General features: G+C 41.5%; 26 protein-coding genes. 5 read left to right on the forward strand and 21 right to left on the reverse strand.

The features are described 5' to 3' along the window. Position 1 precedes the first annotated feature (1 nt). The 8 genes from OFO12_RS01560 to lpxB form a co-directional block, all read right to left on the reverse strand. On the reverse strand, positions 2-538 hold the full coding sequence (locus OFO12_RS01560; RefSeq protein ID WP_270865240.1) for a 50S ribosomal protein L25/general stress protein Ctc: 537 nt from the start codon (positions 536-538) through the stop codon (positions 2-4). Positions 539-641: 103 nt separating this feature from the next. After that, positions 642-1,862: a type IV pilus twitching motility protein PilT gene (locus tag OFO12_RS01565; RefSeq protein ID WP_270869229.1), complete on the reverse strand. Its 1,221-nt coding sequence runs from the start codon at positions 1,860-1,862 to the stop codon at positions 642-644. Then, a complete protein-coding gene (locus OFO12_RS01570; protein ID WP_270869230.1) occupies positions 1,862-2,872 on the reverse strand; it encodes a transaldolase in 1,011 nt (336 codons plus the stop codon). Before OFO12_RS01570 ends, OFO12_RS01565 begins: the two co-directional genes overlap by 1 nt. After that, positions 2,865-3,488 carry a phosphoserine phosphatase SerB gene (gene serB, locus OFO12_RS01575; protein ID WP_270868836.1) on the reverse strand — a complete coding sequence of 208 codons (624 nt, stop codon included), beginning with the start codon at positions 3,486-3,488 and terminating at the stop codon, positions 2,865-2,867. Before serB ends, OFO12_RS01570 begins: the two co-directional genes overlap by 8 nt. 39 nt (positions 3,489-3,527) lie before the next feature. Next, positions 3,528-4,244 carry a UDP-2,3-diacylglucosamine diphosphatase gene (locus OFO12_RS01580; RefSeq protein WP_270869231.1) on the reverse strand — a complete coding sequence of 239 codons (717 nt, stop codon included), beginning with the start codon at positions 4,242-4,244 and terminating at the stop codon, positions 3,528-3,530. Positions 4,245-4,247: 3 nt separating this feature from the next. Further along, positions 4,248-5,255 (reverse strand): N-acetyl-gamma-glutamyl-phosphate reductase, encoded by a 1,008-nt coding sequence (gene argC / locus OFO12_RS01585; RefSeq protein ID WP_270869232.1) that lies wholly within the window; start codon positions 5,253-5,255, stop codon positions 4,248-4,250. Between the two features lie 9 nt (positions 5,256-5,264). After that, positions 5,265-5,747, reverse strand: a complete 483-nt coding sequence (greA, locus tag OFO12_RS01590; RefSeq protein ID WP_270859711.1) for a transcription elongation factor GreA — start codon at positions 5,745-5,747, stop codon at positions 5,265-5,267. A gap of 32 nt (positions 5,748-5,779) precedes the next feature. Next, a complete protein-coding gene (gene lpxB / locus OFO12_RS01595; RefSeq protein ID WP_270869233.1) occupies positions 5,780-6,910 on the reverse strand; it encodes a lipid-A-disaccharide synthase in 1,131 nt (376 codons plus the stop codon). An 84-nt stretch (positions 6,911-6,994) separates the two neighbouring features. Between lpxB and OFO12_RS01600 the strand changes: the two genes are divergently transcribed. The 5 genes from OFO12_RS01600 to OFO12_RS01620 all read left to right on the forward strand — a co-directional run bounded on the left by OFO12_RS01600 (position 6,995) and on the right by OFO12_RS01620 (position 10,971). Beyond that, positions 6,995-7,477 carry a hypothetical protein gene (locus tag OFO12_RS01600; protein ID WP_270869234.1) on the forward strand — a complete coding sequence of 161 codons (483 nt, stop codon included), beginning with the start codon at positions 6,995-6,997 and terminating at the stop codon, positions 7,475-7,477. Then, positions 7,477-8,250, forward strand: a complete 774-nt coding sequence (surE, locus tag OFO12_RS01605; RefSeq protein ID WP_270869235.1) for a 5'/3'-nucleotidase SurE — start codon at positions 7,477-7,479, stop codon at positions 8,248-8,250. Before OFO12_RS01600 ends, surE begins: the two co-directional genes overlap by 1 nt. Beyond that, positions 8,247-8,900, forward strand: a complete 654-nt coding sequence (locus OFO12_RS01610; protein ID WP_270869399.1) for a tRNA threonylcarbamoyladenosine dehydratase — start codon at positions 8,247-8,249, stop codon at positions 8,898-8,900. The genes surE and OFO12_RS01610 overlap by 4 nt, the downstream gene beginning before the upstream one ends. After that, positions 8,897-9,682 carry a DUF817 domain-containing protein gene (locus tag OFO12_RS01615; RefSeq protein WP_270869236.1) on the forward strand — a complete coding sequence of 262 codons (786 nt, stop codon included), beginning with the start codon at positions 8,897-8,899 and terminating at the stop codon, positions 9,680-9,682. The genes OFO12_RS01610 and OFO12_RS01615 overlap by 4 nt, the downstream gene beginning before the upstream one ends. A gap of 359 nt (positions 9,683-10,041) precedes the next feature. Continuing rightward, on the forward strand, positions 10,042-10,971 hold the full coding sequence (locus tag OFO12_RS01620) for a hypothetical protein (RefSeq protein ID WP_270869237.1): 930 nt from the start codon (positions 10,042-10,044) through the stop codon (positions 10,969-10,971). Between the two features lie 235 nt (positions 10,972-11,206). Here OFO12_RS01620 and OFO12_RS01625 read toward each other — a convergent pair whose 3' ends face one another. The 13 genes from OFO12_RS01625 to atpD form a co-directional block, all read right to left on the reverse strand. After that, on the reverse strand, positions 11,207-12,052 hold the full coding sequence (locus tag OFO12_RS01625; protein ID WP_270869238.1) for a thiamine-phosphate kinase: 846 nt from the start codon (positions 12,050-12,052) through the stop codon (positions 11,207-11,209). Positions 12,053-12,150: 98 nt separating this feature from the next. Then, positions 12,151-12,900: an ATP-binding protein gene (locus OFO12_RS01630; RefSeq protein WP_270865892.1), complete on the reverse strand. Its 750-nt coding sequence runs from the start codon at positions 12,898-12,900 to the stop codon at positions 12,151-12,153. Then, the gene (locus OFO12_RS01635; RefSeq protein ID WP_270869239.1) at positions 12,897-13,580 is read right to left on the reverse strand and encodes a 5'-methylthioadenosine/adenosylhomocysteine nucleosidase; all 684 of its coding nucleotides are present in this window, start codon (positions 13,578-13,580) and stop codon (positions 12,897-12,899) included. The genes OFO12_RS01630 and OFO12_RS01635 overlap by 4 nt, the downstream gene beginning before the upstream one ends. Next, positions 13,577-14,506, reverse strand: a complete 930-nt coding sequence (fabD, locus tag OFO12_RS01640) for an ACP S-malonyltransferase (protein ID WP_270869240.1) — start codon at positions 14,504-14,506, stop codon at positions 13,577-13,579. The genes OFO12_RS01635 and fabD overlap by 4 nt, the downstream gene beginning before the upstream one ends. Before the next feature lie 3 nt (positions 14,507-14,509). Further along, entirely contained in the window at positions 14,510-15,142 is a 633-nt protein-coding gene (locus tag OFO12_RS01645) for an FKBP-type peptidyl-prolyl cis-trans isomerase (RefSeq protein WP_270858363.1), read from the reverse strand. Positions 15,143-15,180: 38 nt separating this feature from the next. Next, positions 15,181-16,011: a hypothetical protein gene (locus tag OFO12_RS01650; RefSeq protein ID WP_270869241.1), complete on the reverse strand. Its 831-nt coding sequence runs from the start codon at positions 16,009-16,011 to the stop codon at positions 15,181-15,183. A 1-nt stretch (position 16,012) separates the two neighbouring features. Beyond that, entirely contained in the window at positions 16,013-16,483 is a 471-nt protein-coding gene (locus OFO12_RS01655) for an OmpA family protein (protein ID WP_270858365.1), read from the reverse strand. A gap of 51 nt (positions 16,484-16,534) precedes the next feature. Further along, on the reverse strand, positions 16,535-17,782 hold the full coding sequence (gene tolB / locus OFO12_RS01660) for a Tol-Pal system protein TolB (protein WP_270869242.1): 1,248 nt from the start codon (positions 17,780-17,782) through the stop codon (positions 16,535-16,537). Between the two features lie 53 nt (positions 17,783-17,835). Next, complete coding sequence (locus OFO12_RS01665; protein WP_270869243.1) at positions 17,836-18,768, reverse strand: TonB C-terminal domain-containing protein; 933 nt, start codon at positions 18,766-18,768, stop codon at positions 17,836-17,838. After that, the gene (locus OFO12_RS01670; RefSeq protein WP_270858368.1) at positions 18,761-19,159 is read right to left on the reverse strand and encodes an ExbD/TolR family protein; all 399 of its coding nucleotides are present in this window, start codon (positions 19,157-19,159) and stop codon (positions 18,761-18,763) included. The genes OFO12_RS01665 and OFO12_RS01670 overlap by 8 nt, the downstream gene beginning before the upstream one ends. A 6-nt stretch (positions 19,160-19,165) precedes the next feature. Next, positions 19,166-19,732 carry a MotA/TolQ/ExbB proton channel family protein gene (locus tag OFO12_RS01675; RefSeq protein ID WP_270862173.1) on the reverse strand — a complete coding sequence of 189 codons (567 nt, stop codon included), beginning with the start codon at positions 19,730-19,732 and terminating at the stop codon, positions 19,166-19,168. Positions 19,733-19,734: 2 nt separating this feature from the next. Next, positions 19,735-20,139, reverse strand: a complete 405-nt coding sequence (gene atpC, locus OFO12_RS01680; RefSeq protein ID WP_270858370.1) for an ATP synthase F1 subunit epsilon — start codon at positions 20,137-20,139, stop codon at positions 19,735-19,737. 9 nt (positions 20,140-20,148) lie between these two features. Further along, positions 20,149-21,546 carry a F0F1 ATP synthase subunit beta gene (gene atpD / locus OFO12_RS01685; RefSeq protein ID WP_270858371.1) on the reverse strand — a complete coding sequence of 466 codons (1,398 nt, stop codon included), beginning with the start codon at positions 21,544-21,546 and terminating at the stop codon, positions 20,149-20,151. Between the last annotated feature and the right edge of the window lie 15 nt (positions 21,547-21,561).

Genomic DNA, 21,561 nt, shown 5'->3' on the forward strand with positions numbered 1-21,561 from the left:
CCTATTTAGCCGAAGTTACTCCGACAACTGCAACAGAGCCATCCATGATAATGCTTACGCCATCTTTTACAGGGATATCGCGAACTAGGATAAAATCGCCCAAATCTAGCTCTGTAACATCTAGTGTAAAGCTATCTGGTAGATCTTTACCAGCGCATTTTACAGCTAAGCGGCGTTTTGATTGAACTAAAACACCTTTGTTTTTTAGACCTTTTGCGACACCTGTTGTATAAACTGGAACAAGATATTTGCTAACTACATTATCATCTACTACGCGTAAATCAACATGAGTTAGGGCGTTTGTTACAGGGTGTTTTTGGTATTCTTGCACTACTACTTTGTATGTGCTATCGCCCACTTTTACCTCGAAAGGCAAAGTATTTTTGCTGCGAACTGCTTTGATAAAATCGTTTGTTTTAAACGCAGCATTTATATTTTTTAATCCTTTCGCATAAATATTAGCGATTAGATAACCATCTCGTTTTAAAGACTTAGAAGCCTTTTTACCGATACTATCTCTAACGATACCTTCTAACATGAGTTTTCCTTTAAAAAAAAAATAGGGGCTGATTTTACTAAAATTTAACTTTAATATAGCTTTATAAAAGGGTGCTAGCAAGAAATTCTTGCTAGCATAAATTTTAACGACGAATATCTTGGAGTTGAACGACTTCTTCTGCGAGTTGATCTGGGATATCCTCGCCGTTTGCGAGCATCATACCGCGTTTTTTCGCTAGGTCTGCGTTTTTCATTTTTAGCTCTAAGTCGTTGCGTTTAGAGGCCTTATCAAGGGCTTCGTCCCTGCTAATGACCTCTTGGACATACAGATCAAGCAGGTGTTGATCGAAGGTTTGCATACCGTAAGTATTGCGTCCATCGGCGATTGCGTCTGGAATTTCGGAGTCGCGTCCTTCTAAAATCATATCTCTAATACGGGTATTTTTACGCAAAATTTCAACTACCGCCACGCGTTTTCCATCAATTGTGCGTGCAAGGCGTTGTGAGATTACAGCCTCGATAACGCTAGCTAGTGTCATACGGATACGCTCTTGCTCTGCTTGTTCAAACATCGCAACGATACGGTTGATTGTCTCTTTGGCGTCGATTGTATGCACGGTAGAAAAGACAAGGTGACCAGTCTCGGCAGCATGCAATGCAGTCTCAATCGTCACAAGGTCACGCATCTCGCCCACGAAGATAACATCAGGATCCTCGCGCAGTGCCGCACGAAGTGAATCAGCGAAAGTGTTGCAGTCCTCGCCGATAGCGCGCTGGTTGATGATACATTTATCATCTTTGAAAACGAACTCAACTGGATCTTCAATCGTAACGATATGGCTCGTTCTAGCGTGATTTATGCGATTTAGCATAGAAGCGATTGTGGTTGTTTTACCGCTACCTGTCGGGCCAGTTAGAAGCACGACGCCACGCATAGCAGTATCACAGATCTCTTTGATACTTTTTGGAAGTCCAAGCTCATCAATTGTAGGAATTTTTACAGGAATTGTTCTAAATACCGCACTTACGCCGTCAATTTGGAAAAAGATATTTACACGAAAGCGGTATTCGTCGTTTAATTTGTATGTAAAATCCACACTTTTGTTTTTAATCATCTCTGGGAAACGAGTTTTTAAAAGCTCTTTTGCCAAAGTCATCATATCCTCTTTAAGATAAGGATCTTTTGTAAATTTTACAAGCTCACCATTAATCCTACCGCGCACCACAGAGCCTGCTTTTAGGTGCAAGTCGCTACCGCCGTTTTGAACCAAAAAATTCAAAAATTTATCAAGTCTATCGCGTTGCTTAAAATCCAGCGTGCTTACATCGACTTGATATTGTGAATAATCAATTGCGTCAGCCATTATTTCTCCTTTTCAAGTGTTGTCATAATCTCATCAAATGCTTGTTCGAAAGCCACTAAGCCATCTTTTAAAAGCTTTTTGTAAATTTTATCCATATCAATGCCAGCCTTTTGCGCGACATCGGCGAAAAATTTATCAATTTCCTCATCGCTAAATGGAGTTTTTGGCTCACATTTTGCCCCTATGAAAGCCTTGATTGTATCAAGCGGGGCAGTATTTACGCTAAGCGGATACAAAAGCTCTTTTATATAATAATCCGCAGGGATTTCGCTACCTTTTACCCCCGTGCTAGCAAAAAGCGCCCTAACAAACGGCAAATTTTCTTTGGCGATGATATTATAGCATTTCGTAGCGTTCATAATGCCGATTTTTGCAGGCTCTAAGCCAGCTTTTTTCATATCCTCATCAAGGGCTCTATCAAAACGGCTAACAAAAATGCTAATCACAGATTGCGGAAGTTTTGCGCCTTCAAATTTAGCCGCGAACTCGCTTGTGCCCTCTTTAATCGCTTCTAGGCATTTTGCGGTTTGCTCTGGCGAGAAAATCAAGGTCGCATTTACATTTATGCCCCGCCTCGTCAAAGCTCTCATCGTCTCGTATCCAGCCTTGGTCGCCGGAACTTTTATCATCACATTTGGCATGGCAATTTGCGCGTAAAGCCTTTTGCCCTCTTTTATCATAGCCTCTGCATCATCTGAGATACCAGGATCTACTTCGATACTAATAAAGCCGTCATCGCCCTTAGCGTAGTTTGCCAAAAGCGCGTTTGCGGCGTTTTTGATATCAGTTATGGCTAAAATTTCATAAAGCTTTTTTGTGTTTTTGTGCGCAAATTTCGCCTTTTGCGCGCCGTAAGCTTGGGAGGTGGTAATGGCGTTTTTGAAAATAGAGGGATTTGAGGTCGCGCCGTTAAATGTGCCTTTTGCGAGAAATTCGCCAAATTCCTTTGCGATAAAATCGCGCTCGATAAAATCGCACCACAAGCTAAATTTGATCTCATCATTATACATACTGCATTATCTCCCTTAAATCTTTTTTATCCACGCAATGAGTTGCCTCTTTTTTCAAAATTTCATTAGCGCAAAACGCGATTCTTAGCCCCGCTTCTCTAAACATTGCCACATCGTTTGCCCCATCTCCCACGCACATAACCTCATCTGCACTTAAATGCAAAATCGCTTTGAGCTGTTGCAAGACCACGCCTTTTGAGTAGCCAAACATCATCTCTCCACCCACATGACCGGTTAAAACGCCATCTTTTCGGTGTAAGATATTGGCAAAACTCGCATCAAACCCTAGCACTTCTTTCGCCCAATCAGTCGCCACATGAAATCCACCACTAAACACCACAACAGTAATTCCCTTGGATTTAAGGTAGCTTATCAGCTCTTTTGCGCCTGGCACAAAGGGCAAATTTTGCGCGATTTTTTGCATATCCGAAAATTTCATACCCTTTAAAAACATAGCCCGCTCTTGCAAACTCTCGAAAAAATCAATCTCGCCCGCCATTGCGCGCTTTGTAATCTCTTTAACCTCTTTTTCTTTTCCTACGCTTTTTGCAAAATTCGTTATCGTCTCCCCGTCCATAAGCGTAGAATCGAAATCAAACACACAAAGTTTTATCATTAAATTTCCTTTATAAAAAAAAGCAATTATATCTAAGTTTTAATTTAAGTTTTTTGAAAAGAGCTCAAAATTTTGGCTATTTTGCACCTCATAAATTTTCTCACTCACGGCAAATGAGTTTAAATTTATATATTTTACGCCTTCAAATTCTAAAATTTCATCTTGGTGATAATGCCCCTCGATTACGATAGGCGCGGTGTAGTTGTGGATTTTTGGCTCGATATAGGATTTGAAATTCTCAGCCTTTTTATACAAAATTTTATTCTCTTGGCTTTTTAAAATCATTTTTGAAATTTTAAAATTTAGCGCGCAATCGATTTTATCCATAAATTTCAAAAATGCCCTATTTCGCAGTGATAAAAGCGCAAATTTTGTCAAAGCTGGCAAAAAAATATCGCCGTGAGAGATTTGGATTTTTTCGCCTTTAAAGCTGAAATTTGCTGGCTGGGCGCAGTTTGCGAAGACCCGTGCGTGCGGGAAAATAGCCTCTAAATTAAAATCGTGATTTCCCTCGAAATAATAAATTTCACATTTTTGCGAAATTTCGTTAATCGCTTCAATATATTCGGCATAAAATTCGCGCACAAATGTCGTATTTGCGAGGAAATCAAACATATCGCCAAGCATGAAAATTTGCGGCGGCAGTGTTTTCGCGCTCCCTAAATTTCGCAAAAATTTCAGGAAATTTCGCTTGTTTGCGTTATCGTGCGCGTCGCTGATAAAAACAGCTCCGGGCTTTATTTGCAGATTTTCCACGATTTAAATGCTATTTCCTAGGCGTGGCAAACCCTCGCCCACATCGTAGCCAAACATCAAATTCGCATTTGCCACAGCCTGACTTGACGCGCCTTTTAGCAGGTTGTCGATTGCCGAGTTTATCCAAATTTTATCCCCCTGCGTTTTAACGAAAATATCGCAAAAATGCGTTCCTGCGACATTTTTCACAGACACTGGCTCACTACGCACACGCACGAAAGGCGAATTTGCATAAAATTCGCGCAAAATTTTCTCCGCGTCAATACTCTCTTTTAGCACGCCAAAGACGCTCGCAAGCATTCCGCGCGTAAATGGGGCTAAATTTGGCACAAAAGATACGCTAAATTCCGCGCCGTTTATTAGGCTAAGTTGCTCCCAAATCTCGTCTGCGTGGCGGTGAGTGAGTGGTGAGTATGCGTTTATGTTTTCATTGACGCTCACGAAATGGCTAGTGGCTTTTAGCCCCTTGCCTGCGCCACTGACGCCACTTTTAGCGTCGATAAAAATGCCGATTTTACTATCCATGTATTTCACAAACGGCGCGGTGGCTAAAATAGAGCATGTCGGATAGCAGCCAGGATTTGCCACAAGCCTTGCAGAGGCGATTTTTTCAGCGTTTAGCTCAGCCAAACCATACACAGCATGGGCTAAATTTAGTGGGTCTAAATGTTTGGTGTAGTTTTTCTCGTAAAGTTCAAGCGATAGGCGATAATCCGCGCTTAAATCCACGACTTTGACGCTAGGAAATTTTAAAATTTCACTCGCAAACTCCATTGCCTTTTCGTGCGGAAGCGCCAAAAACACCACATCGCAACTTTGCGCGGCAGTTTTTGGATCTGCTATTTGCACCCTCATATCCAAAATCCCAGCAAGCTGCGGGAAAATCTCAGAAATTTCGCCCTCACTCGTAGCGGCAAGATACGAAATTTCAAAGCCTTTGTGCGCTAATAAAATTTTAACTAATTCAAGCCCAGTATATCCCCCTACACCGATAATTCCAGCTCTTTTCATATTTTTGCCTTAAAATTTAATCGGTTTGTAGCTAACGCTGATAATCTCGACATCTCTGGTGCCACTTGGCAGGTTTAGCACCACTTCATCGCCCTCGGCCTTGCCCAAAAGCTGGCGCGCTAGCGGAGTGTTGATATTAAGCAGTCTTTTTGAAATATCAGCCTCCATAAGCCCCACGATGACATAGGTTTCCTCGATTTCGGTTTCCACATCCATGAAAGTCACGGTAGAGCCGAATTTGACCTTATCGTGCTCGTAGCTTGCAGGATCTATTATGCGAGAGCGCGAGAGTATGTCGTTTAGCTCGGCAATGCGAGAGAGCAAAAACGCCTGTTCCTCGCGCGCGGCGTGATACTCGGCATTTTCCTTCAAATCGCCGTGATCGCGCGCGATATCGATTTGTTTGATGATGTGCGGGAGTTTGACATTTTGGAGCTCTTTAAGCTCGGCAGTGATTTTTTCGTATCCGTAAGAGGTCATGGGTTCTGTGATACTCATAGCAATCCTTTTTCAAATTTTTCTAATTATACTTTAAATTTCGCGTTTGTCGTTAAAATTCGCGCCACATTTTTCGCACTTGGCATAGCCAAATACTCTCTAAGTTCCACGCAAGCGCGCGCAAATCGCTCATCATCGCGCAGGGCGTATGCGTCGTAGAGATTAGCCACATTTGCTTCTTCTTGGATTAATTCTTTGTGAAGCTCGTCTTTTTCGCAAAAATCAAAGATTATGTTTGCAAGGCCGACATGTTTTAGCTTCACAAACCTGCGCGCGATCGCGACATCTAGGGCTTTGGCTTTGTAGCAAAGCACAAAAGGTGTGCCAATAAGCGCTGCTTGCAGGGTCGCAGTCCCAGAGCAGATAAAGGCAAATTCGCTTTTTGCTAGGGTTTTTATAGCATCTGTTTCTATGCTAAAACCGCGCGTATCGCCGTAAATTTGCTCCACCTTATCCGCCAAAAATGGTGGCACAACTAGGCTAAATTTTAAATTTGCATTTTCGCTTTTTAGCTTTTTAGCTAACTCCCTATAAACTGGCATAAGTCGCGAAATCTCAGCCCTGCGAGAGCCCGGCATAAAGGCGATTAGGCCGTTTTTTTCATACGAGCTTTTGCGCTCTTTGATTTCATCTAAAAGCGGGTGTCCTACGAAGCAAAACCCGCTTTTGTCGCTTAAATTTGGCAAATTTTCAAAATTTAGATCCAAAATTTTAGAATAAAACTGCCTCTCAAACTGCCAAATTCCACACAAAAAATCGCAATTTTCTTGCAAAGCTTTGACTCTACCGCGCTTCCACGCCCAAATTTGGGGCAGGATATAATACACTATCCTCGCACTCGCGCCCGATTTTTTCAGAGCCTTTGCAAGGGGCAGGTTAAAGGCTGGGCTATCGATTAATAGCACCACATCGCAGTTTTTTGCTAGCTCGCACATTTGCTTTAACGCCCTTTTTGCCTTGAAAATCAGCGGAATAATCTCCACAAATCCCATTGCCGAAAATTCGCTTGATTTATACAACGGCTCGCCGTGCGCGCTAAATTCCTCGCCAAAAATGCCATAAATTTTAGCGTTTTTATCGAGGGCTAAAATTTCACGCAAAACCTCGCTAAAATGCAGATTTGCAGACGGCTCCAAACACGAAATCAAATAATTCAAACTCTTGCCTTTTTTAATTTTTGGCAATTATATCAAAATGTGCTAAAATTAAACATTTTTAAATTTTAATCACAAGGAAAAATTATGCAAAAATCCCTAATTTGCGCCATTTGTGCGCTGTTTGTAGCAGGGTGCGCTTCCACTCCGAGCTACCAAAAAATGCAAATCGACGAACCAGATAGTGCCATAAAAGTGGCAAAGACAATGACCGCAAACAACGCCCCAGAGGGTATCGCAAGGCAAATCAGCGATAGTTTTCGCGCTCACCCTAGCGCGCAGGCTGATTTTAACGGCGCAAGGCTAGTAGATGTTACGAGCGAGGGAGCAAGTGCTGTTTATCACTTCGAACTATCCTCAAAATGGGGCGAAATGAGCCCAAAAAATAAGGAAAATTATCTCAAATCCTTCCAAATCGTCCTAGCAAATCAAGCTTGCAACTCGCCTAGCAAGCGCATTTTGCTCCGATATGGCGTGAAATTTAGCCATAGATTTTTTTACGATGACCCAGCTTCGCCACTCTCATCTAGTGATGTCGATGAGAGCTTTTGCCTAAGCAAGGGGCTTTAATGCACGAAATTTTAATCACCAACGACGACGGCTTCGAAGCTAGGGGGCTTTTAGAACTTGCAAGCGCGCTAAGGGATATCGCGCATATCACTATCGTAGCCCCAAGCTCGCAAAAGTCCGCCTGCTCGCACTCTCTCACGCTCACTCGACCGCTTCGCTTCATCGCAATCGGCGATGATTTTTACAAACTCGACGATGCTACGCCTAGCGATTGCGTATATCTCGCACTCCAAGCCCTGTATTCGCGCAAACCTGATCTCGTGATTTCTGGCATAAACCACGGCGCAAATATAGCCGAGGATATCACATACTCAGGCACTTGCGGAGGGGCTATGGAGGGGGTTTTGCAAGGAATTCCATCTATCGCGATCAGCCAGTATTACAGCGCAGATTCGCTGGATAAATACGGATTTAGCTTAGCTTGCAAATTAGCGCGAAATTTGGTTAAAAAAATCTTTTCGCAAGGTTTTCCGCTTCCGCCAAAACAATTTTTAAATTTAAATGTCCCGGCTGTGAGCGAGTCGCAGTTTTTGGGGTTAAAATGCGCGAGGCTTGGCGAGAAATTTTACGGACACGACGCCATGCTAAATCGCAATCCGCGCGGAGAGGAGTATTACTGGCTAGGAAATGCGGTTTTTGAGTTTGACAGCGAAAAAAACGCAGGTAGCGACATAGACCTTTTGATGAAGGGCTATGCTACGCTCTCGCCAGTGCAGTTAAATTTGACCGCAAATGAGCAATTAAAGGGGCTTGAAGAGTGGATTATGAAATAAATGATCGCTTCACCAGAGCGCGCTGGATTTTTGGCGAGAAATTTGAAATTTTGCAAAATGCGCGCGTGCTTGTGTGTGGCTGTGGCGGCGTAGGAGGCGCAGTTATCGAGGCGCTGTATCGCAGTGGCGTGGTAAATTTGAGTGTGATTGACTGCGATGAATTTGACATCACCAATCAAAATAGACAGTTTGCAAGCGAAAATTTAGGGCAGAAAAAAGCAGAAGTTTTCGCGCGTAAATTTGAAGGCGTGCGCGCAATCTGCGCCAAAATAGATAGCGAATTTTTGGCAAATTTTGACATAGGCGAATTTGACTTTATCATCGACGCGATCGACGATGTGGGCGCCAAAATCGCGCTTGCCATGCTCGCGCACGAAAAAAATGTAAGATTCATAAGCTCTCTTGGCGCCGCCAAACGCCTAGATCCCGCCAAAATCGAAATCGCCTCCGTGTGGAAAACCCACACCGACCCATTTGCGCGCAAATTTCGCTACGAACTCAAAAAAGCGGGATTTTCTGGCGATTTTCCTTGCGTTTTTAGCTCCGAGCTTCCGCGCTGCGAAAAGCTTGGCAGTTTTATGGGTGTAACGGCTAGTTTTGGGCTTTTTATCGCCAGCTATGTCGTGCGAAATCTAATAGGCGAAAAATGAAATTTTTCATCGCCGAATTTTGGGCTTTTGGGCTAAAACAAATCCGAGCTTGCATTTTTGCTGGCTCATTTTTTGTGCTACTTTTCGCCTCAAAACACCTAAATTTGGGCTTCATCGCGCGCTATGATTTTTTGCTAATTTCGGCTTTGGTTTTGCAAATTTTGCTTGTGGCGTTTAAATTCGAAAGTCTTCGCGAACTTTGCGCGATTTGCCTTTTTCACGCCATTGGGCTAGCCTTAGAGATTTTTAAAACCCACCCAGCTATCGGCTCGTGGAGCTACCCAGAGGCGGGAATTTTTAAAATTTATGGCGTGCCACTTTATAGCGGATTTATGTATGCGGCTGTGGGAAGCTATATGATTCAGGCATGGCGAATTTTGCATTTACGCCTCGCTCACATGCCCCGCTCATACGCTAGTTTCGCCCTTTGCGCGCTAATTTATGCGAATTTTTTCACGCACCATTTCATAGGTTATGATTTTCGCTATGTCCTATTAATCGCTGTTTGCGCGCTGTATTTTCGCGCGAAAGTCTATTTTCGCCCACGCCAAAGAGAATATCAAATGCCGCTTTTGCTTGCGTTTTGCCTAATCGGATTTTTTATCTGGGTTGCCGAAAATATCGCTACATTTTTTGGCGCGTGGGTTTATCCAAACCAAGCCAAGAGCTGGCAAATAGTTGGCTTTGGCAAGATTTCTAGCTGGATTTTGCTTTGTATTATTAGCTTTATTATCGTGGCGATTTTGAAGCGAATAGAGGGCAAAATTTTGAGTAATAGCTAAATTTCGCTAGCGCAACCCCAAAATACTAAGCGCGAAATTTAAAATTTAAATTTCGGCTTTTGATTTTGCAAATTTTGCTTGTGGCATCTAAATTCGAAAGTCTTCGCGAGCTTTGCGCGATTTGAATTTGCAGCTAGGTGTCATTGCGAGAAATGCGAAGCATTTCGAAGCAATCCAGTGAATTGAAACAATGTTTGATTTTAAAACAGCTTTCGCTGTTGCTGGATTGCCACGATGGCTTCGCCGTCTCGCAATGACAAGATTGAAACAAAATTGTAAATTTAAAAACTTTCGTATCGTGTATAAACGATACTGACCGAATTCGAATTTGCAAGGAAATTTTATGAAAAGGATTGGAAGTGAAAAATATATTTTATAATTTTTTCTATGCGTGTTTTAAGTTGTCGTATAAATTTAACTTACAAACAAAACTTATATTTAGAAAGTTATTTGATACCAAATTTAAGAAATTTGCTTGGATTGTTTTTGTGGTAATAATAATTTTATCTGCTATTTTTATACGAACAATTCCGAATTATTCTAAAAAATATGGCTTTGAAATAGTGCATTTATGGGATTATGACAAATATAATCAGGGTTATTGTTTAGCAGAAAATAGGATTTTAGATAAAAAGGAACTTTATGAGAGAGCCGTTGGGGAATATTTAGAGAAAGAGTTGGAGATAAATAAAAAAATAGACGAGTGGAGAGCCGACAATTATGGTTCTAGGTGGAAAAGCGAAATGGAAATTGGATATTATGAATTAGATAGTGAAATAAATTTAAATAATTGGTTAGATAAAATTAAAAATAGCTATATGGATTTATACATACCAGTAAAAAATGGAAATTATGGTGCAAATTTGAGAATTGATAGTGCAAATAAATTATTGTTTGAAAAACTAAAAATCAAAAAAATTAATCCAATGAATTACATAAAAATAAATTTCAATAATTTTGGAAACATAACAGCAGGATTTGACAAGCCTATTTTATTTATTACATACGGGCTTTGGAGTGGCTATATTATGTTGGATAATGCCATAATTTTCGAGCAGAATAATCTCATTGGTGGATATAAATTTTCATTTGATTATGGTTTTAACAAATATAACGATTATATACGAGATATATTTTACAATAAAGAAAAGGAAAGGTATGAACTGGAAAAATCAAAATTAGTCAAAAGCAATAAAAGCTATCCCAATGTAAAAATAGATAAATGTGGAAATATAAATTACGATATAGAAAATGAATTTATCATGGCAAGAGAAGCAAAAGGTGGCTGAAAAGTCTAATAAATTTAAAAAACAAAATTTAATAAAAAACATTTCAATAAAAGGATAAAAAATGGGAACATCAACAAACCCTGAGCTAAATTTAGCAAACGACAACTTTGCAGTATCGTAGGGTGGGTATCCTTGCTCACCATAAGGTTGTCAAAATTTTGCTAGACAAAATATCCACTCTATAACTAAAATTTCGGCGCAGTATTGCGACAGCGAAATTTCAAAATTTACAAATTTACTCGCTAAAATGGTGCCTTGCGCCCCTAAATTCACAAGTATTGTCTAAATTTCGTTCCTCTGCCTTGCCAATGACGCTAATTGGGGTTTTGGTTTTGGAGGCGATTTCGTAAATTTTGCTAAGAAATTTTGGCTCGAACGCAAATAAAATCTCATACTCTTCGCCCGAGTTTAGCACATATTCTTTGGGGCTAACAAGCCAGCTCATACCCACGCCACTCGCACGCAAAAGGCGCTCCAAATCCTGCCCAAGCCCGTCGCTGATATCCATAGAGGCGCTTATATATTTGGCGGCTTTGTAGAAAAATTTCGCCCTGAGTTCTGGGCGGAGCATGCGAGAATGTGGCGAAATTTCGCTTCTTTTGCCCCCACCTAGCAAAATTTGCAAATCAATTCCCACATAGCCGAGCTTGCCCGTGTGCGCAATCAAATGCCCGCACTTCGCGCCATTTCTGAAAATCGGCTTTTTGCACTTGCCTATCATCGTGATACTAATGGAAATTTTATCGTCGCTAATCGTATCCCCGCCGATAATCTCAATGCCCCATTTCTGCGCGGTTTCGTTTAGCCCAGCGCACAGCTCGTCAATCTGGGCGGTGGTAATGTCCCCAGGCAGCGAAAGCCCGATTAGAGCATATTTTGGCTTAGCGTTTTTGGCGATCATGTCCGAGATATTTACCAGCATGGCTTTCGCACCGATTTCGTGCATGCTAAGCCACTCGCGCCTAAAATGCACGCCCTCGACAAAAAGGTCCTTGCAATACGCCAAATCGCCCACGATAGCGCAATCATCGCCGTTTAGTTTGCTTTTGAATTTCGTGTAAATGTAGGCCTCTTTGTCCATTTGCTAACCTTTTTCGCGAGAATTAAATTTTGCTATTATATGAAATTTAGCTTAAATTTATAAGTTATCCTATCTGAAAAAATATTTTATACATTATCTTAAAATTTCGGTGTGAAAAATGTATCGTCATGGATATTGTTAAACGCACTTTCTAAGCTGATAAAAAATTTCGGGTGAGCCTTTTCATACTGAGCTAAAAGCTCCTTGGTTTGGGCTCTGGCGATTGGTTCCTTGCCTCCGTATTGTTTAGCTGGACAGCTATCTTCTTCGTTCATCACTGGAAGCTCATTTTGCGCTGCGCAGGCGCTTAGCTGACGCTCTCTGGCTAGGATTAGTGGGCGGATTATTACTAAGCCGTTTTGGGCGGTGTATTTAGGAGCTAGGGTGCGAAGTGCGCCATTGTAGGTGAAATTCATAAAAAAACTCTCCGCAGCGTCGTCTAAATGGTGCGCTATGGCGATTTTGTTAAAGCCGTTTTCGAGTGCGTATGTGTAGAGATAGCCTCTGCGCATGCGCGAGCAAAAACTGCAAAATGTGGTGTTTGCGCGGATTTTTTCCTTGCCAAATTCGAAAATTTTGGTTTCAATGATACGATATGGGATTTCGTGTTTCTTAAAATGCGCTGAAATTTCGCCCAAATTCTCGCCTATACCATAGCTTATCGTGACGGCCTCGAACTCCCATTTTAGCGGGCTTACACTTTGGAAATGCTTCAAAATGTGTGCCAAAGACATGCTATCTTTGCCACCACTAAGTCCGAGCAAAATTTTATCGCCCTCTTCGAACATTTTGTATTTTGCGTTGGTTTGACCGACCACGCGCAAAAGTTTTTTGGAGATATTTATCAAAGAAGTTCGACCATTTTTAGGGCTAAATTTGCGCTTATTTTTGCGCTTTTTACGACGAATTCGTCGAAATCAAACTCGGCCTTGTTTCCAGCCTCGTCGCTAATGGCTCTTAACACGCAAAAGCTCACACCTAGCGCATAGCAAACCTGCGCCACGCTAGCGCCCTCCATTTCGACCGCGCTCGCGTCGAATTCGGCCCCAATCCAAGCTTTGCGCGCCTCGTCGCATACGAATTGATCGCCACTTGCGATAATGCCTGATTTTAAATTTAGCCCCAATTCCATTGCCGCGCGCTGTGCGATTTCGTTAAGATTCGCGTCAGTATCCACAAAAATCGGGCTTCCTGGCACAAATCCATGCGGATGACCAAAGGCCGTGATATCCAAATCATGCTGGACTAGGCGGGTAGCGTATAAAATTTCGCCGATTTTCAAACCCTCTTTAAGCGCGCCTGCAACGCCCGTGAAAATAAGCTTCCCCGCGCCAAATTTTTCTATCATCAGCGTGGCAGTAAGGGTAGAATTTACCTTGCCGATTTTTGAGTAAGCGATGATAAGCTCGTGCGCGCCAAATTTTGCAAGGTAGAATTCGTTGTTTGCATAATCAATCTTTTTGGCGTCTAAATTCGCCAAAAGTGGCTCTATTTCCTCTGGCATTGCGCCTAAAATTGCGATTTTCAAGCGTTTTCCTTTGCGAATTTTACAAATTCTTCTAGCGAGCTTAAATTTGAAATGCTAAAAGTCGGTTTGTCGGTGATTTTTTTGTTTATCCCTTTTAGCACGCTTGCGCCAAATTCGACGAAGCAATCCACGCTATTTTCGTAGTTTTTCACGCTGTGTTTGTATAGCACTGGGCTAATTAGTTGCGCTTTTAAAAGCCCTAGGGCTTCACTTTTTGTGCTGTAAATTTTAGCTGTTGCATTGGCTACGACTGGGGCGAAACTCTCATTTAACGCAGGTTCTAAATGGCTCGCAAGCTCGTCGCTTGCGCTTTGAAGCATTGGGCAGTGGCTAGCTACGCTCATATTAAGTAGCATTGCGCGCTTTGCGCCAGCTTCTTTAAATTTAGCTTCCAAACTCGCCAAATCATCGCGGTTGCCAGCCACGACGATTTGTCCGTCGCAGTTGAAATTCGCAGCCCAAACCTGCTTGCCCTGCGCCCTAGCCTCGTCGCAAATAGCGCAAACTACCTCATCGCTAAGGGCCAAAACCACCATCATACCGGCATTTTTGCCCTCGCAAGCATTTTGCATTAATTTCCCGCGGATATTTACAAGCCTTAAAATTTCCTTTGCCTCAATCGCACCAGCAGCGCCAAGTGCGCTAAACTCGCCAAGCGAGTGTCCTAGCAAAAACTCAGGCGAAATTTTAATCTGCTCATTTAGCGCCAAAACACACATCATCGAATTTAGCGCGATTGCTGGTTGGGTAAATTCAGAAATATCAAGTTTGTCATTTGCCTCAAAAAGCAAATTTGCAAAATCGATTTTAGTATGCGCGCTAGCAGTGTCCAAAAGCTCTTTTGCGCTGGCAAAATTTTCGTAAATTTCTCTGCCCATACCCACGCTTTGTGAGCCTTGACCCGGGAAAATAAATGCGTATTTCATATCTTAGTCCTCGTGGTGATGACCGTGTCCGCCACAACACTCATGATCGCCATGGTGGTGGTGTCCATGCCCGCCACAACACTCGTGATCTCCGTGGTGGTGGTGTCCGTGTCCGCCGCAGCACTCATGGTCTTCGCCATGATGATGTCCGTGTCCGCCACAACCGCAAGTATGCTCGCCCTCTGGCACGCCTGTCATTAGCTCGTCTTCGCTCGGCTCGCGGTTTTCGACGACTTTGACATTAAATTCCAACTCTTTGCCTGCAAATGGGTGGTTAAAGTCGATTGTAACATCTTCTTCGCCGATTGCTTTGACGATTACGCGAGTTGTCGCGCCGTCTTCTGCCTGACCGAAAAGCTCCATGCCTACGACCAAATCAATACCTGCGAATTCCTCTTTTGGCAAAATTTGGATAGCGTTTTCGTTGTATTCGCCAACGCCGTCACTTGGTGAAATTCTAACGATTTTGCTCTCGCCCTCGCCTAGGCTTAGAACTTCATCTTCTAGTTTTTGGATAATTTGCTCTTTGCCAGTGATGAAGGCAATCGGATTTGCGTTGAAATTTGACTCTAAAATTTCGCCTGAATTTGCGTCTTTTAGCTCATAATACATTTTTATAACTCTGTTTTGCGCCATAAAATTCTCCTTAAATTAAAATTTATCAAATTTTGATTTTAGCGTGTTGGTGCAGCTTTGGCCTCTTTTGAATCAGGGTAAGATGATTTTAGAGCGTTGTAAAATTTCGTTCCGCTTGCGCTATCCCCGATTTTATCGAAGCTAATTGCTGTGTGATATAAAAGTCTTGGTGTGTAGTCTTGTTTTTGATTGTGCGAAATGCTCTTTTTGTAGTAATTAATCGCGTCCCCGTAAGAGCCCGAAAAATACGCCACTTCGCCTAACATATAATTTGATCTTGCTGGTTGATAATTTTTGCTAGCAAGGTAAGCGTAGCGCTCTTTGGCGCCTGTATAGTCTTTTTTCTTAAATAATTCCTCTGCCTCTTTTGCGACCAAGGCATTGTCTTTGGCGCTAAAATTTGATTTATTTGTGGTAGTTGCACTAGCGCCCTTGGCACTTTGAGCGCCAGTATTTTTGCTTATTTCAGCGTTTTTTTTTACGCTTGAATTTCCAAGTTTTGCATTAATTTCAGAAATTTGAGATTTTAGCCATGCGATATCTTTTTTCATCTGATCTAGCTCGCTACTGCCGTTACTGCGACCAGTCGTGCGAATCTCTAAATCAGCCACTCTGCTTTCTAAATTTGAAACTTTTTCATTAGCTCCTTCTACGACAGTGCGCAAACCCTCCATGTTTTCATTAACACTATTTAGGTTGTTTTGCATATCATTTACTTTTTTACGATTGTCGCGTAGGAATTGCTCGTTTTCTGTCAGACCATAAGAACTATCTGAACCGATATTGCCAGCATCAAATGCCGAAACCTCTGCATGTAAAAAAGCTGTAACGCCAAGAAGCGCCACAGCTAAATTTGATTTGAAACTCAAATTAGAAACCTACTTTGAATTCGTCGCGTCTGTTTTGAGCGTCGCACTCTTTTGTGCCATTTTTGCATACTGTGTTGCTCTCGCCATAGCTAACAACTGATAGTCTGTCGCCATTTACGCCTTGTGCAACCAATGCATCTTTTGCAGCTTTTGCTCTTTTTAGACCAAGAGCGTAGTTGTATTCATCTGTGCCCCACTCATCGCAGTTACCTTCAACTTTAACAGTTAAAGCCTCTGCGCCAGCTTGGTTGAATAAAGCTGCGTTGTTGTTGATTGTACCTTGTTGATCAGCGCGGATATTAAATCTATCGAAATCAAAATATACATTGCCAACTTCGCTTTGAATTTGAGCAGCTAATGCAGCCAATCTGTCAGCATCGCTTAAATTTGAATCTACCTCTGGATTCTTTTTAGAACAACCGCTCAAAAGTAGAGCAGCAACTGCAACTGAAGTTAAAACTAAATGTTTCATACTTATCCTTTCAAAAAAAATTACAAGATTATAGCATAAAAATATTTAAAATTACCAATCAACCGATTGAATTTGACCGATTTTTAATGGAAATTGAAAACTTTTATTCTCATTTACACGGATAATTCCTACTGAACTTCCACCGCCTGCTTGTTTGATATACATAACACTGCCGCCGTCGCTAGAAAATCTAGGGAACATATTTTTGCCACCAGATGTTAGCTGGCGAATCATATCTGTTTGAGTTGAGATCATATAGATATTAAAGCTACCAGATCCATCGCGACTAGAATAGACTATATAGTTTCCATTTGTGCTAATTGAGTTGTTATTTTTACCGTGATATACCATTTGTGTTACATTTCCGCCATTTATGCTAGTGGCAAAAATATTTGGATATCCAAGTCTATCGCTTACGAAAGCCACCCTTGAATCGCCGTCGATGAAATTTCCATTTACATCGATTCCTGGATAATCAGTAATCTGTCTAGCAGAACCTGAGCCTACATCATATAAATAAATATCTGGTTGGTCTTTTGGTGCGTTTGTGATTAGAAGTTTGCGACCATCAGAGCTTACATCGCCTACGATTGTCATACCTTTACCTGTGAAAATTTTACTTTTTGAGCCGTTTGAAAGGTTGTATTTATAAATCGCAGGGGTATTTTGATTCACATAGTAAGTATAGTAAAATTCATTTTGCGCTGCACTCGCCCATTTAGGGAAGATGTTTAATCCGCCACGCAAAACTACCTTTTGGTATGTCAGCGTATAATCAGCCACCATAATCTCACTCTCTTTTGTCGAAGTATATCGAGAGAGCAAAATCATCTCTTTCATCCAATCCACATCAGAATATCCTAGCTCTTTTACGATTTCAGAAACTGCCATATGAGCCAAAAATGGGTATTTCTCAGCGTTTGAGAGAGAAAAGCTTTTCTCATACATTACTCTGCCAGTCCCAGCCTCGATGACTTTGGCCTTTAAATTCATAGGCGATGTTTTGTCGCTAACTGCGTATCTTACGATAAGCGCAGCCCCTAGCTCGCCTAAATTTGAATTAGCGTCCCCATTATAATCGCTCACCAAATACTCGTCGCTAACATCGAAAGTAGCGCCAACCTTTAAATCCCCTACCATGAGTTTAAAAAATTTGTTGTTAAACTCAGCGTTTGAAAGATTTGATGCATTTTGAACGACAATTCTTGGCAGGCTTACACCCTCGTTTGTAATCGTAGTCGTCGCATCTGCCGCAAAAACAGCCATACAAAATGCAAAAATCAACATTAAATTTTTCATTATCTCTCCTTGCAAAATTTTAAAAAAATGCAATTGTAGTAAAAATTTGTAAATTAAAATTTATTTCTAACTACATCGTTTAAATTTATCTCATAAATAAAAGGCTTTCCGTCAGGCGATTTTGGGAAATTTTGCATTTCCAAATTTCCTAGGAAATCTCTTAGTTTTTGGTTAAATTCGGTATTTGCTCCAAGTCTTTTGATCTGATAATCGCTAATCCTGCCGTCCCCGCCAAAGGTTACAACGACGGTAGAATCGTCATTGACAGTGGTTGCGTATTTGCTCCAAAGGCGTTGGAGGATTTTATTTATCTTGCCACGGTATGCGTCGTATTCGCCAGTAAGCTGGGTTTTGCCGGTAACGACATTTGATTTTACTAACGCGTTGCGCGAAGTCGCCTGATTTTTCGCCTTGGTTTGGGTTTGTTTATCTGATTTTTTGCTACTTTGCACGGCGTCATTTTTAGAAACACTCTCGCTTAGCTTTTTGTTATCTTTGGTAGTATCAGAAAACAGATCGTTCAAATTTGGCTCAGGCTCTTTTTTAGCCTCCTCTTTTGGCTTTGGCTCTTCTGGCTTTTTCTCCGGGATTGGTTCTGGCTCAGGCTCTGGTTTTGGCTCCTCTTTTTTTACTTCCTCTTTTGCTGGCTCTGGTTTTGGCGCAGGCGGTGGAGGTGGAGCAGTAACCTCAGTCGTAGTTTTTAGGGTTTCTTCTTCGACTGGCTTTTCTTCTTGCTCGTGTTGGTCGCCCTCTTTGTCCTCTTCGGCAATATTTGGGGCTGTTGGTATCGGTGAATCGTCAAAATCTATTGGAATTGCGATATCCATAATCGCGCCCAAATCATCGGTGTATTTTTTCGCTTTGTTTTTATATTCTGAAATTTGATAAAGAAAAATAGCAAGCAAGCTAAAATATAGAGCCAAAGCGATTAGAAATGATCTGAAATTATCATATCTAACCCCGGTGAAATTTGAATATCTAGCCATTTGTTTGAAGCACAACCTTATTAAAACCAGCTTGTTTTAGCGTCTTTAAAACAAACATTACATTATCATAAATGATTTTTTTATCGGCTTGGATATAAACTGGCTTATCCACAGCGTATTTGCCACTGCTTTTGATGAGTTGCAAATTATCTGGAAATTCAGCCAAACTCATAGTGCTAGTGTCGATATAAATTTTACTATCTGCATCCACGCGCACGAGCATAAATTCGGCTGTATTTTGCGATGAAGCCGATTTCGAACCGCTTGGAAGCTCGATTCTCTCATCATAAATAATCGCGGTTTGCGCCACCATTAAAATGGCAAGCAAAACCAGCATAATATCGACAAGCGGAGTTATATTTAATTCAGGATTTTCATCGAAATTATACATACAACTCTACTTTGCGCCTGCTTTATGAAGCAAGATATCAGATGTGCGGTTTATAATGCTTGTAACCTCATAAGCTTTGCGCTTAATAAGTAAAGCAAAAGTATATGCAGGAATAGCGACGAAAATTCCACAACCTGTCGCAACCAAAGCCTCGCTAATAGCCGGTGCGATAGTATCTATTCCCGAATTTCCGCCCCCTAGCTTTGAAAATGTATCCAAAATACTAACAACCGTTCCAAAAAGCCCTATAAATGGCGATGTCGAAGCGATGATAGAAAGCCAAGTCAGCCCACTAGTAGCGTCGCGCTCAGCCTTGCTTTTATAGACATTTAGGGCCTCTTTGGTAGTTCGCTCGGGAGTAATTTTTTGAAAAATCGACCCAGAAAGTGCAATCTTGCCACCCATTAAAAGCGATTCTAGCGCCTTTGTTTCTTTGACTTGCCATGCACTAAGCCCTGCGTAGCGCGAAATTAAAATGGTAAATGTAACTATAAAATATATCGAAAGCCAAGAAAGCACAAATATCGTAATAAATGTGCTTCTTGTAAAATAACTTAAAATAAGATCCAACATACTTATTTTTGCCTTGCAAATTCATCAACTCTGGCCATGATAGCAGAGGTAGCCATAGTATCTGTGCTGATAGAATTTAGCAATTCTTTGGCTTTTTGCAACGATTTTGCGACAGCATTTTCGCTATCGCCACCTATCGCCACAGCCTGAGTTGCCAAAATAGTGGTTTTTTCCTCATCGACTTTTAAAAATCCACCATTTACTATGACTAATTGTTTTTTGCCCTCTTTATCTACAATCTCAACGATACCACCCTCGTTGCCGTTTTTCAGACCAGTCAGCAAGGTAGAGTGTCCAGGCAAAACGCCAAGTTCGCCAGTTTGGCCTGGAAGTTGGACAGACGCAACTTCGCCAGAGAATACCAAACCCTCTGGCGTAACGATTTCTAATAGTAAAAATTTATTCATAGCAGATTCCTATGCCTTCATTTTTTCGGCTTTTGCCACTACCTCGTCAATATTTCCTACCATATAGAAAGCATTTTCAGGTAAATCATCATATTTACCCTCTAAAATTCCCTTAAATCCTGCGATAGTCTCTTCAAGGCTGATATATTTACCAGGGCTTCCTGTGAAAACTTCGGCGACAAAGAAAGGTTGTGAAAGATAACGCTCGACCTTTCTAGCTCTATCGACCACAAGTTTATCCTCTTCGCTAAGCTCGTCCATACCCAAAATTGCGATAATATCTTGCAAATCTTTATATTTTTGAAGCACAGCTTGAACGCCACGAGCTACCTTGTAATGCTCTTCGCCGATGATTTGAGGATCAAGCATTCTCGAAGTTGAATCAAGTGGATCAACCGCAGGATAAATTCCTTTTTCTGCAATCGCTCTGTTTAGAACAGTTGTCGCATCAAGGTGAGCAAAAACCGTTGCAGGAGCAGGGTCAGTTAAGTCATCAGCAGGAACATAAACAGCTTGAACTGATGTAATTGAGCCTTTTTTAGTCGATGTAATTCTCTCTTGAAGTTTTCCCATTTCGCTTGCCAAAGTCGGTTGGTAACCAACGGCACTTGGAATTCGTCCTAGAAGCGCTGACATCTCTGAACCTGATTGAGAAAATCTAAAAATGTTATCGATAAACATCAAAACATCTAGTCCTAGCTCATCACGGAAATACTCAGCCATTGTAAGACCAGTCAAAGCGATACGGTTTCTTGCTCCCGGTGGTTCGTTCATTTGACCATAAGTTAAGGCAACTTTATCCAAAACGCCCGATTCCTTCATTTCGTTATAAAGGTCATTTCCCTCTCTTGTTCGCTCGCCAACGCCAGCAAATACAGAATAACCGCTGTGTTTGAAGGCAACATTGTGGATTAGCTCCATAATAATAACGGTTTTACCAACACCGGCACCGCCAAATAGACCAACTTTTCCACCTTTTGCATAAGGAGCTAGTAAATCAACAACTTTAATACCGGTTTCGAAAATTTCGCTTTTTGTGCTTTGGTTTTCAAAGCTTGGTGGATCTCTGTGGATTGACCAGCGAGTTTCGAAATTTTCCTCTTCGCCTTCGTCAATCAAATCGCCTGTAACATTGAAAATTCTACCTAAAACTTTTTCGCCAACTGGAACGCTAATAGGCGCACCAAGTGCCACGGCCTCCAAACCACGGCGCAAACCATCACTCATATCCATAGCGATTGTTCTTACGCGGTTATCACCTAAGTGAGCTGCAACTTCTAAAATTAATCTTTTTGATTCGCCTTCGACATCGTATTTGACTTCGATAGCTTCGTTAATTTTAGGTAAGTAGTCATTGAAATCTACATCAACGACAGGACCCATTACCTGAGAAATTATTCCCTTCATTAATTCTCCTTTCAT

The sequence above is a fragment of the Campylobacter sp. JMF_04 NA10 genome, assembly GCF_027737655.1.
Taxonomy (GTDB): domain Bacteria; phylum Campylobacterota; class Campylobacteria; order Campylobacterales; family Campylobacteraceae; genus Campylobacter_B.